The following is a 14,645-nucleotide window of genomic DNA, read 5'->3' as shown; positions in this document are numbered from 1 at the left end:
CCGACACGCGCAGAACTCGCCCCCCAAACGGAGCGAAAACTCCGGCCCGGGCGGGTCGCCGGCCGCGGGCGGGCGGGGCCCGTGCTCATGAGAGACTGAAGTGTGTCTAAGTTCCCCGCCACGGCCGCAGCTCCGCTGAACCCTGCACGCATGATTCATCGCGCCGCCCGGATCGAGGACTGGCTGCACGAGAAACGTGAGAAGTTCGCCCGGCGGCGCGGACACCTGCCCGTCGTGATCCCGTACACCGGGTATGGCACGCCGGAACGGGTCCGGATTCTTTGCCGGGTGCTGTTGGCCAAGCCGGTGAAGGCGGGCGCACGCACCAAGCGCCGGGTCGCCGCCCGGGATGCGAGCATCCGCGGTTGGCGCAGCTTCACGAGCGTGCCGGTGAACGATGTCACGGTCACCATCGACATCGGCGGCAAGGCGCACCGGGTACAGGCCGACCGCGGCGGGGTCGTCGACACCGTCATGCAGGTCAACCTCGCGCCTGGCTGGCACACCGCCCACCTGCACACCGAGGCATCGGGAGCCGTCGAGGCCCCCGTCTTCATCGTCTCCCCCGAGGTGCGCCGCGGGATCATCTCCGACGTCGACGACACCGTCATGGTCACCACGCTCCCCCGGCCGCTGCTGGCCGCCTGGAACACTTTCGTGCTCGACGAGCACGCCCGCGTGCCCACTCCCGGCATGGCCGTGCTGCTGGACCGCCTCGCCGACGCGACTCCGGGGTCGCCGGTGATCTACCTGTCGACGGGGGCGTGGAACGTCGCGCCGACGCTGAGCCGCTTCCTGTCCCGCAACCTGTACCCGGCCGGGGCGCTGTTGCTCACGGACTGGGGCCCCACCCACGACCGCCTGTTCCGTAGCGGCCGCGAACACAAGCACGACAACCTGCGCCGGTTGGCGCACGAGTTCCCCGACATGAAGTGGATCCTGGTCGGCGACGACGGACAGCACGATGAGGCGATCTACAGCGAGTTCCAGCGGGACTTCCCCGATTCCGTCGCGGCCGTCGCCATCCGCCGGCTCTCCCCCAGCGAGGCCGTGCTGGCCGGCCGCCGGCCCAAGGATGCCGTCGAGGTCAAGCCGGACGCGCTCTGGGTCTATGGCCCGGACGGGGCGAGCCTCGCCGAGCAGCTGGCCGAGCTGGGCCTGATCACGGATCCCGGACTTCCCGGCCCGATCGACTGAACCCGGGGCGAACCGCCGCGGGCCGCCGCGGGCCGCCGGCATCCGCTAACTAGGACATGGTGAGTTCTTCAGGACGCAACAGCCGAACTGGTCCTTGCAACCTCGCGATGTCCTTATTTTCTAACGGGCGGCGAGCAGCCGGTCGAGGCCGCGGTTGATCTGCCGGGCCCAGAGCGGACCGCGGTAAAGGAATCCGGTGTAGCCCTGCACCAGGGTGGCCCCGGCGGCGAGGCGCTCGGCAACCTGCTCGGCGGTTTCGACGCCGCCGACCGAGATGACGCAGAGGTCCGCCGGCACGGTGGCGCGGATGAGCCGCAGCACCTCGAGCGAGCGTGCGTTCAGGGGCGCTCCGGACAGACCGCCCGCGCCGGCCGCGGCGACGACGGCTGGGTCGGTGGCCAGGTTGTCCCGGCTAATGGTGGTGTTCGTGGCGATGATGCCGTCCAGTCCGAGTTCCACGACCAGTCCGGCGATCCGGGTGACCTCGTCGTCGGTGAGGTCGGGGGCGATCTTGACCAGCAGCGGCGTGCGGCCGGCGGCGGCCTGCACCGCGCGCAGCAGCGGGGCGAGCTGGTCGAGTTCCTGCAGTCCGCGCAGCCCCGGAGTGTTGGGGGAGCTCACATTGACCACGAGGTAGTCGGCGATGGGCGCGAGCGCCGTGGCGCTGACCAGGTAGTCCGCTGTGGCGTCCTCGACAGCGGTGACCCGGCTCTTGCCGATGTTGATGCCGAGCACCGGACGTGCCGTGGTGGCGCGCACCCGGGTGAGCCGATCGACGGCGGCGGTCGCGCCGTCGTTGTTGAAGCCCATCCGGTTGATCACGGCGCGGTCCGGAATGAGCCGGAACAGGCGGGGTTTCGGGTTCCCCGGCTGGGCGACGGCGGTGAGAGTACCTACCTCGACGTGGCCGAAACCGAGCCGGCCGAGGCCGATCACGGCGTGGCCGTCCTTGTCGAAGCCCGCGGCGACGCCGAACGGGGACTCGAAGTGCAGCCCGAGGGTATCGACGCCGATGTCGGTGCGCGGCCGGGTGAAGCGGTGCGCCAGGCCGCCCAGCCCGAGCCGGGGCAGCCAGCGGATGACTTCGAAGGCCAGGTGGTGGGCCTGCTCGGGGTCGATGCGGGTGAGGACGAGCTTGAAGAGCGTGGGGTACACGGGTCCCTAGCGTTCGGGCTCGGCGTCGGCATCCGCCGCGGCCGCGGCAGCGTGCTCGGTGCGGAGCTGGAAGATGGCAGCCTCGAAGTCGTCGAGGGAGTCGAACGCCTGGTACACGCTGGCGAAGCGGAGGTAGGCCACCTCATCGAGTTCACGCAACGGCGCCAGGATCGCCAGGCCGATGTCGTTGGCCTCGATCTGGGACGCCCCGGTCTGCCGGATGGTCTCCTCCACCTTCTGCGCCAGCATGGCCAGGTCGGAGTCCGTCACCGGGCGGCCCTGGCAGGCCTTGCGCACACCGGAGACGATCTTCTCGCGGCTGAACGGTTCGACCACGCCGCTGCGCTTGATGATGTTCAGGCTGGCGGTCTCGGTGGTGCTGAATCGTCGGCCGCATTCCGGGCACTGCCGGCGGCGACGGATCGAGAGCCCGTCATCGCTGGTGCGCGAGTCGATGACACGGGAATCGGGGTGACGACAGAACGGGCAATACATGGTGCTTCGAGCCTACCGTTCCGCGGGTTTGGGGAATCGCGCGGTGACAGCGTCGCCGTGCGCCGGCAGCGCCTCAGCGGCGGACAGGGCCAGGATGTGGTCGGCCACTCCGGCGAGCCCGTCCCGGCTGTACCGCACCACCTGCTGCGGGCGGAGGAAGGTGTACGCGCCGAGGGCTGCGGAGAACCGGGCCTGGCCTCCGGTGGGGAGCACGTGGTTGGAGCCGGCCGCGTAGTCACCGAGGCTGACCGGGGCGTACGGGCCGAGGAAGATGGCGCCGGCGTTGTCGATCAGCGTGAGCACCGCGTCGGGGTCCTCGGTCTGGATCTCGAGGTGCTCGGGTCCGAAGGCATTGCTGAACGCGGCCGCCTGTTCGAGGTCGTCGACGAGCACGATCGCCGACTGGGTTCCGCCCAGCGAGGCGGCCACCCGTTCGGAGTGGGTGGTCGTGGTGACGAGGGTGCCGAGGAGGGCTTCGACCGAGTCGGCGAGCTCGGCGGAGTCGGTGACGAGCACGGCGGCGGCGAGCTCATCGTGTTCGGCCTGGCTGACCAGGTCCGCGGCGACGAACGCCGGGTCGGCCGCGGCGTCGGCGATCACGAGGATGTCGGTCGGCCCGGCTTCGGAGTCGATTCCGGTGACGCCGCGCACGAGGCGCTTGGCGGCGGCGACGTAGACGTTGCCGGGACCGGTGACCAGTTGGACGGGGTCGAGACCGAGCTCCGGAACGCCGTAGGCGAAGGCACCGACGGCGCCGGCGCCGCCCATGGCGTAGATCTCGTCCACGCCGAGGAGCCCGGCCACGGCGAGGATGGTGGGGTGCACCCGGCCGTCGAAGTGGCTTTGCGGCGGCGACGCCAGGGCGATGGAGGTGACGCCGGCCACCTGGGCGGGAACGACGTTCATCACCACGCTGGACGGGTAGACGGCCTTGCCGCCGGGCACGTAGAGGCCGACGCGCTGCACGGGCCGCCAGCGCTGCACGATCTCGGCACCCTCGGCGATGGTGGTGGTGACCAGCGGCGGCACCTGCGCGGCACTGGCGAGGCGCACCCGCCTGATGGTCTCTTCGATGGCCGTGCGCACGGCGGGGTCGAGCGCGGCGAGGGCCTCCTGAACGTGCTCGGCCGGAACGCGGATGTGGTCGGGCCGGACCCGGTCGAGACGTTCGGCCTGGTCGAGCAGGGCCAGCTCGCCGCGGGCGCGCACGTCGTCGATCAGTTCGGCGGCGACGTCGCTGGCCACGGTGACGCTGGTGGCCGCCCGGGGCACTGAGGCCAAAAGTTCGGCCGGAGCAGGCCGCGTTCCTCGAAGGTCAATCGTCTGGATCATGTCACTCCAGCCTATCCAAGAACCGGGCAGCACACGGGAATAGGCTGGTGGGTGAAACGATTGGCACCACTATGACCGAACGCACCACCGAGCCGGCCGGCCTGCCCGACGCGGCCTCGCTCGACACCGATCCGAACGCTCCGGCCGACCTTGCCGCGTTCAAGAACGCCTTCCGCCGGCACGCCGCCGGCGTCGCCGTGGTCACGGCGCTGGACGCGCAGGGCATGCCCGTGGGCTTCACGGCGACGTCCCTCGCCTCGATGTCGGCGGTGCCGCCCCTGGCCACGTTCAACATGGCCAAGTCGGCCAGTTCCTGGCCGGCGGTGAACGAGACCGAGCGGGTGGTCATCCACCTGCTCGGCCTGCGCAACCGCGGCCTGGCGGAACGCCTTGCCGGCCCGAACACGGAGCGGTTCGTCGGTGACCACTGGCGGGTCGGCCCGCACGGCCTGCCCGTGCTGAACAACGTGACCTCCTGGATGGTCGGCCGGATCGTGGAACGGGTGAGCGTGCACAACGCCGCGGTCGTCGTGGTGCAGATCGAGGGCGGCGGCCTGGGCGAGGACGACGAGGCGCTGATCTACCACGAGCGCCGGTATCGCGCGCTGGGCGAGACGCTCTAGCCTCGCCGGTCCGAACGGTTCGGCCGCGAGCCGGTCAGCATCGAGCTGTGCCGTCTCCCTGCAGGTCGAGGACGTAGGCCTGTGTCGGCCGGTGCAGCAGCGAGTGGTCGTAGGGCTCTCCCAGCGGTCGCCATCCATTGCCGGCGTAGAGCCGCACGGCCGGATGATTGTCCAGCAGGACGTGCAGCACGGCGCGCTGGTGGCCGGCCCGGGCGAGCTCGTCGGCCACGGCACGCATCAGGGCTCCCCCGAGCCGGTGTCCCTGCGCTGCGGGCGCGACGGCGATCAGCCCGACCACGGGCGCACCAGGGGGATCGCCGGGCAGGCCGCTGCCCGGCGTGGTCGCCAGCACGAACCCGAGGATCCCCGCATGCGGGCCCTCGGCCACGATCCAGCGTTCTGCCTGGTCGAACTTGGGGCGCGCCCGTTCCGAGACACCGGCAATGGCGACACCGTCGCGCACCGCGCAGGCGTCGATCCAGAGCGTGAGGCACTGCTCGGTGTCATCCGGCGTACCGGTACGGAACACGATGCCCGACGACGCGGTCGGCTTCGGTGTCGTCTCGATCGGCCCGGTCATCGTCAACTGTTGGCGGCCCTGGCGGCGGCCTTCCGGAGCTGGCGCTCCGCTTCCGTTGCGGCGGCCTCTTCGGGCGTCGGCGCGGTTCCGCCCAGGTGGGCGGGCTGCCACCAGCGCCCGGATCCCGGCACCGGGTACCGGGCCTGCAGGCCGTCGACGAGTCGCTGCAGGGTGCCGTGCAGCGCCAGCGTGACCGCCTGAGGATCGTCGGAGGAGCTGACCTGGATGGGAGTGCCGACCGCGAAGCTGACCGGGGTGCCGTAGGCCTCCCGGAGCGACGGCTTGTGGTTCTTGGTGAGCAGGCGGTGGCCGCCCCACACGGCGATGGGCACGATGGGAACGTCGGCTTCCTGCGCCATCCGGGCGGCGCCGGTCTTCAGCTCGCGCACGGTGAATGACGCACTGACCCCGCCCTCGGGGAACACGCCGACCACTTCCCCGGCGCCGAGTGCCCGCACGGCGTCGGCGTACGCCTGGGCGCCGGCGGTCATGTCCACGTTGATGTGACGCATCCCGCGGAGCAGGGTGCCGACGAGGGGCTTGTCGAAGGCGCCCTTCTTGGCCATGAAGCGGATGTGGCGGCGGTTCTTCCGCCACATCATCCATTCGACGAGGGCGAAGTCGGCGTAGCCGAAGTGGGTGATCGCGAGGACCGCTCCCCCGGCATCCGGCAGGTTCGTCAGGCCCGTCACGGTGGGCCGCAGCCGGAACAGGCCGAAGACGGTTCGACCGGCCGCGATGGCCGTGCTGTAGATCGGTTCCTTGGCGCGCGTTCTCATGGCTCCAGCGTATGGCCCCCGGCTGTCAAAGGGCTGGTCAGACGAGGTCCGATGGAACGGATTTGCGGTGCCACCGCCCGGTACCCCCGCCGATCGGGATCCCCCGGCCGCGCTATCGTGTCGGCATCGAAGCGAGGGGTGGCCATGGACGACACGCTGACGGCGGGCTGGAGCGACTTCGCGGTGGCGTTGGCGGGCGCCGCCGCGGCCCTTGCCGGCCTGGTGATGGTGGCGATCTCGGTGAACATCAGGGAGATCCTGGCGCTGCCCGGTGTGACAGCCAGGGCAGCCGCCGCCGTCGGGTCGCTGGTGCTGGTGGTCGTGACGGCCGGGCTGCTCCTGGTTCCCGGCCAGCCCGCAGCCGTGCTGGGCGTGGAACTGCTGGCCACCGCCGCGCTGGCCATCACGCTGCACGCGGTGTCCCTGGTCAAACGGATGCATCCGGCCACGGTCCCGCGATTCACCCGCGGCATCGCCATCCCCATCGCCGCCGGGCAACTCCTCCCCGTCGTGATCGGCGCCCTGCTCCTGGTGCTCACGGACGGTGGTGGCGGCGGCCTGTACTGGGTGGCTGCCGGGCTGCTCCTCACCATCGCCGGCTCGATGCTCGACGCTTGGGTCCTGATGGTGGAGATCCTCCGCTAACCTCACCATGCATCCCCGCCCCGCCCCGCGCCGCGAGCCGCGAGTTAAACCCCAGATTCCGACTTTTTTTGGGGTTCTTCTCACGGGTCGCGGATGGGGTCGGTCGGGTGAGTCGCAATGTCAGTGGTAGGTGAGACGATCTCATTATGAGTAGCCCCGATCAGGCACCACCGCCCGCTCCGGATGATGACGACCACTCTCCGGAACGCGTCCCACAAGATCCACAACAACCCACTGCTGCACCCAAGCCCGGACCCGCACCCACGCCGGCACCGGCACCGGCACCGGCACCGGCACCGGCCGCGGCGTACCAGCCCGATCCGACCATGGACCAGCGGGTGCTGGACGAACTGGCCGAGCAGACCGAGCGAATCGCGGCGGAAGACCGCCTCATCGCGCAGGCGCAGGCCCGCCGCATCGAGCTTCTGGTCGGGCTGCAGGACTGGAGCGAGCAGCCCCGAGTGTCCTCGCGCCTGCACGGTGACCGGGAGTCCATCGCAACGGCGGACCGGAACGCGGCCACCATGACCGACGATCAGGCTCGCGCCGCGGCCTACGCGAGGTGGGACGAGCACAAGATCGCCCGCCGCACCATCGTGACCGAGACCGCCTGCTTGACCCGCACCGCCGAACGCACGATCGAGCGGCAGCTGGATGAGGCCCGGTTCCTTTACAGTTACGCGCCGCTCACTTTCGACGCGCTGTCGAAGGGTGAGATCAGTTACCGGCACGCGACCGCCCTGCTCGACCAGATCCGCGCCATCCCCGATGCGGAGCAGGCCGCGTTCGAGGAGGCCGTGCTGCCGGTGGCGAAGTCACAGCCGGTGGGCCGGTTCACAGATCGCGCCCGTCGGCTGCGGGAACGACGGCATCCGGAGTCGATCGTGTCCCGCAGTAACGACGCTCTGAAGGATCGGCGCACGTTTTGGGAGCCCGCGCACGACGGGATGGGCTGGTTGCACTGGTACGGCACCGCGGAACAGACCAAGGCGGCTTGGGACCGGATCACCAGCATGGCCACGGGCTTGAAGAAGCTCGGCGACCCCACCCCGGACAGCGACGCGGCCGCCCGCCACGCCAGCGCCGGCACCGGAGACACCGGGGCCGGAGCGGGACAGACCGGGGCGGCGTTCGGCCTCGAGCAGAACGCCACCCGCGAAACGCCCGCTCGCACCCTCGACCAGCTCCGCGCCGACGTCACCGCCGCGTTGTTGTTGGACGGGATCACCCCGACCGGGATGGGCGCCGGCATCCGCGGCACCGTGATGATCACCGTGCCGGTGATGACCCTGCTCGGGTTGGACGAGGAACCCGCCACCTTGGAAGGGTACGGGCCGATCTCGCCCGAGGCGGCCCGGCGGATCGTCGGCGACGCGCAAAGTTTTACCCGCGTGCTCACCCACCCCGAATCCGGGGTGATCCTCTCGGTCGATAAGAAGCAGCAGAAAATCACCAAGGGCATGCGGAAGGTGCTGCGGATGCGGGACGAAACCTGCCGGTTCCCCGGCTGCTCCCGCCCCGCGATGAAAAGCGACATCGACCACACCCAGGACCGGCAATACGACGGCGGTACCGACCTGGACAACCTCGCCCACCTCTGCGAAGGCCACCACCGGCTCAAACACCTCAGCCAGTGGTCGGTCGTCCAGGAGCCCGGTGGGGTACTGGTCTGGACGTCGCCCGGGAACCGGACCTACCGCACCGACCCGGCCAACCCGATCGCACCACCGCGGCCGAAGCCGCCGACCGTGGGACCGAAAAATCGGAAGCGACCCGCGGACGACATGTATCTGATGCCCCGGCACCAGCCCACACGCCACCCGTCGCCACCGGTACCTGAAAACCCGCCGTTCTGACGAGCAGCAGCCGTCTTCGCGGACCACGACACGCGCGAATTACGTGGCCGATGAGGCGCCGCCCCCGATCCGCTGGGTCGAGCTCGTCCAAACGGCGGGGGCCATCCGTGCACGCAGATAACCGGCCCCCGACAGCGGGCTAACGGGTCAGGTGAGGCAGTAGGGGCCGAGCAGGCTTTTCAGTTCGCCGAACAGATCGGCGGTAACTGTCACGCGTGCCGGGAGCTCGAAGACCCGGGCGGTGTCGCCCTTGATCAGCTTCAGCCGCACCTCGGAGGTGCCGCCGTGCCGTTTGAGGACCTCACCGAGCTGGGTGACGGTGTCGGTGGTGGCCCGCGCCTCGAACAGGGTGATCGAGAGAGTGCCGTGGTCGGACGCCTGGCCGAGCTCCGGCGCGAAGATGCTGTACGCGTGCAGGTTCATGCCGTCGTCGCGCATGCTCACCCGGCCGCGCACCACGACCACGGAGTCGCTGACGAGGTCGAGGGAGAACTCCTGGTACGCCTTGCCCATGAACATGACGTCGATCTCACCACCGAAGTCCTCGACCGAGATGATGCCGTACTGGTTGCCGGACTTCTTCGCGATGCGGTGCTGCACGTTGGTGATCAGGCCGGCCACTGTGACGGTGTCCGCGTCCTGGGTGTGCTCCGAGCTGATCAGGTCGGTGATGGTGGTGCTGGCGTGCTTGGCCAGGGGGATCTCGAGTCCGGCCAGCGGGTGGTCGGAGACGTAGAGCCCGAGCATGTCCCGCTCGAGCGCCAGCTTCTCTTTCTTGCTCCACTCCGGCCGATCGGGCACCTGCTCGGTTTCCTGCGGGTCGTCGAAGAGGCTGTCGAAGTCGAACCCGACCATGCCGTGCGACTCGTCGCGCTTGATCTTGACGGCGGAGTCGACCGCACCCTCGTGGATCTCGAACATGGCCCGGCGGGTGGCGCCGAGGGAGTCGAAGGCGCCGGACTTGATCAGCGACTCGACGGTGCGCTTGTTCGTGACCTGCAGCGGCACCTTGCGCAGGAAGTCGTGGAAGGACTCGAAGTCGCCCTTCTCGGTGCGGGCGGCCCGGATGGCCTCGACGACGTTGAATCCGACGTTCCGCACGGCACCCAGGCCGAAGCGAATGTCGGTGCCGACGGCGGCAAAGAAGCCGATCGACTCGTTCACGTCCGGCGGCAGCACCTGGATGCCCATCCGGCGACACTCATTGAGGTACAGCGCGAGCTTGTCGCGGGCGTCTCCGACGCTCGTGAGCAGGGCCGCCATGTACTCGGCCGGGTAGTGCGCCTTGAGGTACGCGGTCCAGTAGGACAGCACGCCGTAGGCGGCCGAGTGGGCCTTGTTGAAGGCGTAGTCGGAGAACGGTAGAAGGATGTTCCACACGGTGGTAACGGCTTCCATCGAGTAGCCGTTGGCCATCATTCCGCCGGAGAAGCCCTCGAACTGCTTGTCCAGCTCGGACTTCTTCTTCTTACCCATCGCACGGCGCAACAGGTCGGCTTGGCCGAGCGAGAAGCCGGCCAGCTTCTGCGCGATCGACATCACCTGCTCCTGGTAGACGATGAGTCCGTAGGTACCGCCGATGATGTCCTTGAGGGGCTCCTCGAGCTCCTTGTGGATGGGGATGATCTCCTGCTGCCCGGTCTTCCGCAGGGCGTAGTTGGTGTGCGAGTTCGCACCCATGGGGCCGGGCCGGTAGAGCGCGATGACGGCCGAGATGTCTTCGAAGTTGTCAGGCTTCATGCTGCGCAGGAGCGCGCGCATGGGCCCGCCGTCGAGCTGGAACACACCGAGGGTGTCGCCGCGGGCGAGCAGCTCGTAGGCCAGCGGGTCGTCCAGGCCGAGGTCTTCCAGCACCGGCCGGTGGCCGCGGTTGGCTTCGATGTTGTCGAGGGTGTCGTCGATGATGGTGAGGTTGCGCAGCCCCAGGAAGTCCATCTTGATCAGCCCGAGGGACTCGCAGGCCGGGTAGTCGAACTGGGTCACGATCTGACCGTCGGCCTCGCGGCGCATGATCGGGATGATGTCGATCAGGGGGTCGGACGACATGATCACGCCGGCGGCGTGCACGCCCCACTGCCGCTTGAGGTTCTCGATGCCCAGTGCGGTGTCGAACACCGTGCGGGCCTCTGCGTCCGTCTCGATGACGGCGCGGAAGTCGCCGGCCTCGCGGTACCGCGGGTGGTCCTTGTCGAACATTCCGGTCAGAGGCATGTCCTTGCCCATGATGGGCTGCGGCATGGCCTTGGTGAGCTTGTCACCCATGCCGAACGGGAAGCCGAGCACTCGGCTGGAGTCCTTGAGGGCCTGCTTGGCCTTGATGGTGCCGTAGGTGACGATCTGGGCGACCCGCTCTGCGCCGTACTTCTCGGTGACGTAGTGGATGACCTCGCCGCGGCGACGATCGTCGAAGTCGACGTCGAAGTCGGGCATGGAGACGCGGTCGGGGTTGAGGAACCGTTCGAAGATCAAGCCGTGCACGAGCGGGTCGAGGTCGGTGATGCCCATGGCGTACGCGACCATCGAGCCGGCGCCGGAACCGCGGCCGGGGCCGACCCGGATGCCGTTGTCCTTGGACCAGTTGATGAAGTCGGCGACGACGAGGAAGTAGCCGGGGAAGCCCATCTGGGTGATGACGCCGACCTCGTAGTCGGCCTGCTTGCGGACGGCCGCGGAGATGCCGTTCGGGTAGCGGCGGATCAGGCCGAGCTCGGTCTCCTTGATGAACCAGCTTTCCTCGTTCTCGCCCTCCGGCGTGGGGAAGCGGGGCATGTAGTTGGCCTGGGTGTTGAACTTGACCTCGCACCGCTCGGCGATGAGCAGGGTGTTGTCGCAGGCCTCGGGGTTGTCCCGGAACAGGTGCCGCATCTCGGCGGCGGTCTTGAGGTAGAACTCGTTGGAGTCGAACTTGAACCGGTTCGGGTCATCCAGGGTGGAGGCGGACTGCACGCAGAGCAGGGCGGCGTGCGCCGTGGCGTCGTGGGCGTGGGTGTAGTGCAGGTCGTTGGTTGCCACCAGCGGCAGATCGAGTTCCTTGGCCAGCTTGAGCAGGTCGGTCATGGTGCGGCGCTCGATGTCGATGCCGTGGTCCATGATCTCGCAGAAGAAGTTGTCCTTGCCGAAGATGTCGCGCAGCTCCCCCGCTGCCTGGCGCGCCTCGTCGTACTGGCCGAGCCGCAGCCGGGTCTGCACCTCGCCACCGACACATCCGGTGGTGCCGATCAGGCCCTTGGAATAGGTGCTGAGCAGTTCCCGGTCCATGCGCGGCTTGAAGTAGTAGCCCTCCAGCGAGGCGAGCGACGACAGCCGAAAGAGGTTATGCATGCCCTCGGTGTTCTCGGAAAGCAGCGTCATGTGCGTGTACGCACCGCTACCACCGACGTCGTCGCGGTTCTGGGCGTTGGTGCCCCAGCGCACCCGGGTCTTGTCGCGCCGGTCGGTACCGGGGGTGATGTAGGCCTCGGTGCCGATGATGGGCTTGATGCCGGCGTCGGTCGCGGTCTTCCAGAAGTCGAAGGCGCCGAACACGTTGCCGTGGTCGGTCACCGCGATCGCGGGCATCTTCTGCTCGGCGGCGGCCGCGATCAGGGGCTTGACCCGCGCGGCACCGTCGAGCATCGAGTACTCGCTGTGCACGTGAAGGTGGACGAACGAATCATTCTGCGACGACACTACTGCTCCAGCTGCTCTGGGTTGTCTCTGATGGAGGGTGGGGGTGCTGGACTTCCAGCCTAAGCGCCCAGCGGCGCCGCTGTTCTGATCAACGCGGGTTAATCGCCGCGCAGGATGCTCAGGGCGTTGGCGAGGTCGACCGGGTACTCGGCGTCGAAGGTGACCCACTCACGGCTCGACGGGTGTTCGAAGGAGAGCTGCTTGGCCACCAGCCACTGCCGGGTGAGGCCCAGCCGGGCCGAGATCTTGGCGTCGGCGCCGTACATCGTGTCGCCGACACAGGGGTGCCGCTGGGCGGCCATGTGCACCCGGATCTGGTGGGTACGCCCGGTCTCCAGGTGCACCTCGAGCAGCGACGCCGAGGGGAAGGCCTCGAGGGTCTCGTAGTGGGTGATGGAATCCTTGCCGCCGGCGATCACGGCGAACTTCCAGTCGGAACGCGGGTGGCGGCCGATCGGCGCGTCGATGGTGCCGCTTGACGGGTCGGGGTGGCCCTGCACGACGGCGTGGTAGATCTTGTCGACCTCGCGGTCGTGAAAGGCGCGCTTGAGGTGCGTGTATGCGGCCTCGGACTTGGCGACGACCATGAGGCCGCTGGTGCCGACGTCGAGCCGATGCACGATCCCGGCGCGCTCGGAAGCGCCGCTGGTGGAAATCCGGTAGCCGGCGGCGGCGAGGGCGCCGAGCACGGTCGGGCCGGTCCAGCCCATACTCGGGTGCGCGGCGACACCGGACGGTTTGTTGATCACGACGATGTCGTCGTCGTCGTGCACGATGGTGAGCTCCGGCACGTCGATCGGAACGATGACCAGGTCCTGCTTGGGCGCCCAGCTCACGTCGAGCCAGGCCCCGGCGCGCAGCTTGTCGGACTTGCCGACGACGACGCCGTCCTGGGTCACCCCGTCGGCCTCGGCGATCTCGGCCGCGAAGCTGCGGGAGAAGCCGAACAGCTTGGCGATGCCCGCGTCGACGCGGACTCCGTCCAGGCCGTCGGGCAGGGGAAGGGCTCGGTTTTCCATGATGCCGTTCAGTTGGGGGTGACGAGAGGAGCGGGGGCGTCTGCGCTGCCGGCCGTGGCCGGATGCGGTTTTCCCTCACGGGGTGTGCGGCGGCCGTCGAGGCCAATGCCGAGGAGGGTGAGCAGCATGAAGAGCACCATGCTCACGACGATGCAGGCATCCGCGATGTTATAGATCGCCGGGATCATCCACGGCGTGCTGATGAAGTCGACCACGTGGCCCATGCCGAAGCTTGGGCTTCGGACGAGGCGGTCGGTGAGGTTGCCGAGTACACCGCCGAGCAGGAGGCCGAAGACGACGGCCCAGGCCAGCGAGCGGATGCGGCGGGCGAACCACACGATGAACACGACGACACCGGCGGCGACGAGGGAGAACACCCAGGTGAGGCCGGTGGCGAAGGAAAAAGCAGCGCCCGGGTTCCGGATGAAGTGCAGTTGAAGCACATCACCCAGAACCCGGACGGTGTCGCCCTCAGTCATCGTGGTGACGACGAGGACCTTGCTGATCTGATCGAACGCAAACCCGACGCAGGCGACGAGGCCCAGGACAAGGATTGCGCGGTAGTTGAGCTTCGCGCGGGTGTTACGCGCCAAAGCCCTGGAAGCTCGCCTTCGGCGAGTTTCCCGAGTCCTTGCCAGCGCCGGCACCGACGGGTGAGGCGGAATCGAGGTCGCGGAGCTGACCCTCGATGTAGCTCTTCAGCTTCTGGCGGTACTCGCGCTCGAAGGTGCGCAGTTCCTCGATCTTGTTCTCGAGAACCGAACGCTCCTTCTCGAGGACGTTGATCTGGGCGCGCTGCTTGGCTTCGGACTCCGCGATGACGCGGGCTGCCGTGGCGTGGCCCTCGGCGATCAGGGCGTCGCGCTTCTCGGCGCCTTCCTTGACGTGCTCCTCGTGCAGGCGGCGGGCCAGCTGCAGCAGGTTGGTGGTGCCGGCGGTCTCATCGATCGGCTCGGCAACCGGTGCCGCGGCGACGGGCGCTGCCGCGACGGGCTCGGGCACGACGGCAGCAACGGGCTCTGCGACGGGCTCGGGGGTGTTGACGGGCTCGGCAACCGTGGCCGGGGCCGCGCTGACCGGAGCGGCGGGTGCGCCTTCTCCACCGGAGAGACGGGCCTTGAGGTCCTCGTTCTCCTGGGTCAGGCGTCGCAGCTCGACAACGACCTCGTCGAGGAAGTCGTCAACCTCGTCCTGGTCATATCCCTCACGGAACTTGGTCGACTGAAACCGCTTGTTGACTACATCTTCCGGAGTTAGCGCCATGGCTTTCCACCTCAAAACTTGTTAAAAGAACA

The 14,645-nt window shown here is 68.7% G+C and carries 13 protein-coding genes; 4 read left to right on the top strand and 9 right to left on the bottom strand.

From position 1 onward, the window contains the following. The first annotated feature begins 150 nt into the window (after positions 1-150). The gene (locus tag ACU5E9_RS01985; protein WP_456811977.1) at positions 151-1,197 is read left to right on the top strand and encodes an App1 family protein; all 1,047 of its coding nucleotides are present in this window, start codon (positions 151-153) and stop codon (positions 1,195-1,197) included. Between the two features lie 120 nt (positions 1,198-1,317). Here ACU5E9_RS01985 and ACU5E9_RS01980 read toward each other — a convergent pair whose 3' ends face one another. From ACU5E9_RS01980 to hisD, 3 genes are read right to left on the bottom strand one after another with little or no spacing between them, the layout of a single operon-like run. Then, a complete protein-coding gene (locus tag ACU5E9_RS01980; protein WP_456811976.1) occupies positions 1,318-2,352 on the bottom strand; it encodes a quinone-dependent dihydroorotate dehydrogenase in 1,035 nt (344 codons plus the stop codon). A 6-nt stretch (positions 2,353-2,358) separates the two neighbouring features. Further along, positions 2,359-2,847 (bottom strand): transcriptional regulator NrdR, encoded by a 489-nt coding sequence (nrdR, locus tag ACU5E9_RS01975; protein ID WP_456811975.1) that lies wholly within the window; start codon positions 2,845-2,847, stop codon positions 2,359-2,361. Between the two features lie 12 nt (positions 2,848-2,859). Further along, on the bottom strand, positions 2,860-4,179 hold the full coding sequence (gene hisD, locus ACU5E9_RS01970) for a histidinol dehydrogenase (protein WP_456811974.1): 1,320 nt from the start codon (positions 4,177-4,179) through the stop codon (positions 2,860-2,862). 71 nt (positions 4,180-4,250) lie between these two features. Here hisD and ACU5E9_RS01965 point away from each other — a divergent pair, with 71 nt between their 5' ends. Continuing rightward, positions 4,251-4,802 carry a flavin reductase family protein gene (locus tag ACU5E9_RS01965; RefSeq protein WP_456811973.1) on the top strand — a complete coding sequence of 184 codons (552 nt, stop codon included), beginning with the start codon at positions 4,251-4,253 and terminating at the stop codon, positions 4,800-4,802. A gap of 34 nt (positions 4,803-4,836) precedes the next feature. Here the strand turns inward: ACU5E9_RS01965 and ACU5E9_RS01960 are convergent, their stop codons facing one another. Together ACU5E9_RS01960 and ACU5E9_RS01955 are read right to left on the bottom strand one after the other, a co-directional pair. Then, entirely contained in the window at positions 4,837-5,382 is a 546-nt protein-coding gene (locus tag ACU5E9_RS01960) for an N-acetyltransferase family protein (RefSeq protein WP_456811972.1), read from the bottom strand. Positions 5,383-5,384: 2 nt separating this feature from the next. Next, positions 5,385-6,161 (bottom strand): lysophospholipid acyltransferase family protein, encoded by a 777-nt coding sequence (locus tag ACU5E9_RS01955; RefSeq protein ID WP_456811971.1) that lies wholly within the window; start codon positions 6,159-6,161, stop codon positions 5,385-5,387. 144 nt (positions 6,162-6,305) lie between these two features. Between ACU5E9_RS01955 and ACU5E9_RS01950 the strand changes: the two genes are divergently transcribed. Then, the gene (locus ACU5E9_RS01950) at positions 6,306-6,806 is read left to right on the top strand and encodes a hypothetical protein (RefSeq protein WP_456811970.1); all 501 of its coding nucleotides are present in this window, start codon (positions 6,306-6,308) and stop codon (positions 6,804-6,806) included. A 326-nt stretch (positions 6,807-7,132) separates the two neighbouring features. Next, complete coding sequence (locus ACU5E9_RS01945; RefSeq protein WP_456811969.1) at positions 7,133-8,662, top strand: hypothetical protein; 1,530 nt, start codon at positions 7,133-7,135, stop codon at positions 8,660-8,662. Between the two features lie 147 nt (positions 8,663-8,809). Here ACU5E9_RS01945 and dnaE read toward each other — a convergent pair whose 3' ends face one another. The 4 genes from dnaE to ACU5E9_RS01925 all read right to left on the bottom strand — a co-directional run bounded on the left by dnaE (position 8,810) and on the right by ACU5E9_RS01925 (position 14,613). Next, the gene (gene dnaE, locus ACU5E9_RS01940) at positions 8,810-12,277 is read right to left on the bottom strand and encodes a DNA polymerase III subunit alpha (protein WP_456813482.1); all 3,468 of its coding nucleotides are present in this window, start codon (positions 12,275-12,277) and stop codon (positions 8,810-8,812) included. 152 nt (positions 12,278-12,429) lie between these two features. Further along, a complete protein-coding gene (locus ACU5E9_RS01935) occupies positions 12,430-13,350 on the bottom strand; it encodes an RluA family pseudouridine synthase (protein ID WP_456811968.1) in 921 nt (306 codons plus the stop codon). A gap of 8 nt (positions 13,351-13,358) precedes the next feature. After that, positions 13,359-13,943, bottom strand: a complete 585-nt coding sequence (gene lspA, locus ACU5E9_RS01930; protein WP_456811967.1) for a signal peptidase II — start codon at positions 13,941-13,943, stop codon at positions 13,359-13,361. Further along, positions 13,933-14,613, bottom strand: a complete 681-nt coding sequence (locus tag ACU5E9_RS01925) for a DivIVA domain-containing protein (protein WP_456811966.1) — start codon at positions 14,611-14,613, stop codon at positions 13,933-13,935. The genes lspA and ACU5E9_RS01925 overlap by 11 nt, the downstream gene beginning before the upstream one ends. Between the last annotated feature and the right edge of the window lie 32 nt (positions 14,614-14,645).

The organism is Cryobacterium sp. AP23 (assembly GCF_054075385.1).
Note: the sequence above shows the minus strand (reverse complement) of the source record. Positions and strands in the feature narration are given on the sequence as shown.

Coding starts and splice junctions, on each gene's coding strand:
- ACU5E9_RS01945 (WP_456811969.1), top strand. CDS start 7,133: ATGGACCAGCGGGTGCTGGACGAACTGGCCGAGCAGACCGAGCGAATC.
- ACU5E9_RS01960 (WP_456811972.1), bottom strand. CDS start 5,382: ATGACCGGGCCGATCGAGACGACACCGAAGCCGACCGCGTCGTCGGGC.
- ACU5E9_RS01925 (WP_456811966.1), bottom strand. CDS start 14,613: ATGGCGCTAACTCCGGAAGATGTAGTCAACAAGCGGTTTCAGTCGACC.
- ACU5E9_RS01955 (WP_456811971.1), bottom strand. CDS start 6,161: ATGAGAACGCGCGCCAAGGAACCGATCTACAGCACGGCCATCGCGGCC.
- dnaE (WP_456813482.1), bottom strand. CDS start 12,277: ATGCTCGACGGTGCCGCGCGGGTCAAGCCCCTGATCGCGGCCGCCGCC.
- ACU5E9_RS01985 (WP_456811977.1), top strand. CDS start 151: ATGATTCATCGCGCCGCCCGGATCGAGGACTGGCTGCACGAGAAACGT.
- ACU5E9_RS01935 (WP_456811968.1), bottom strand. CDS start 13,350: ATGGAAAACCGAGCCCTTCCCCTGCCCGACGGCCTGGACGGAGTCCGC.
- nrdR (WP_456811975.1), bottom strand. CDS start 2,847: ATGTATTGCCCGTTCTGTCGTCACCCCGATTCCCGTGTCATCGACTCG.
- hisD (WP_456811974.1), bottom strand. CDS start 4,179: ATGATCCAGACGATTGACCTTCGAGGAACGCGGCCTGCTCCGGCCGAA.
- ACU5E9_RS01950 (WP_456811970.1), top strand. CDS start 6,306: ATGGACGACACGCTGACGGCGGGCTGGAGCGACTTCGCGGTGGCGTTG.
- ACU5E9_RS01965 (WP_456811973.1), top strand. CDS start 4,251: ATGACCGAACGCACCACCGAGCCGGCCGGCCTGCCCGACGCGGCCTCG.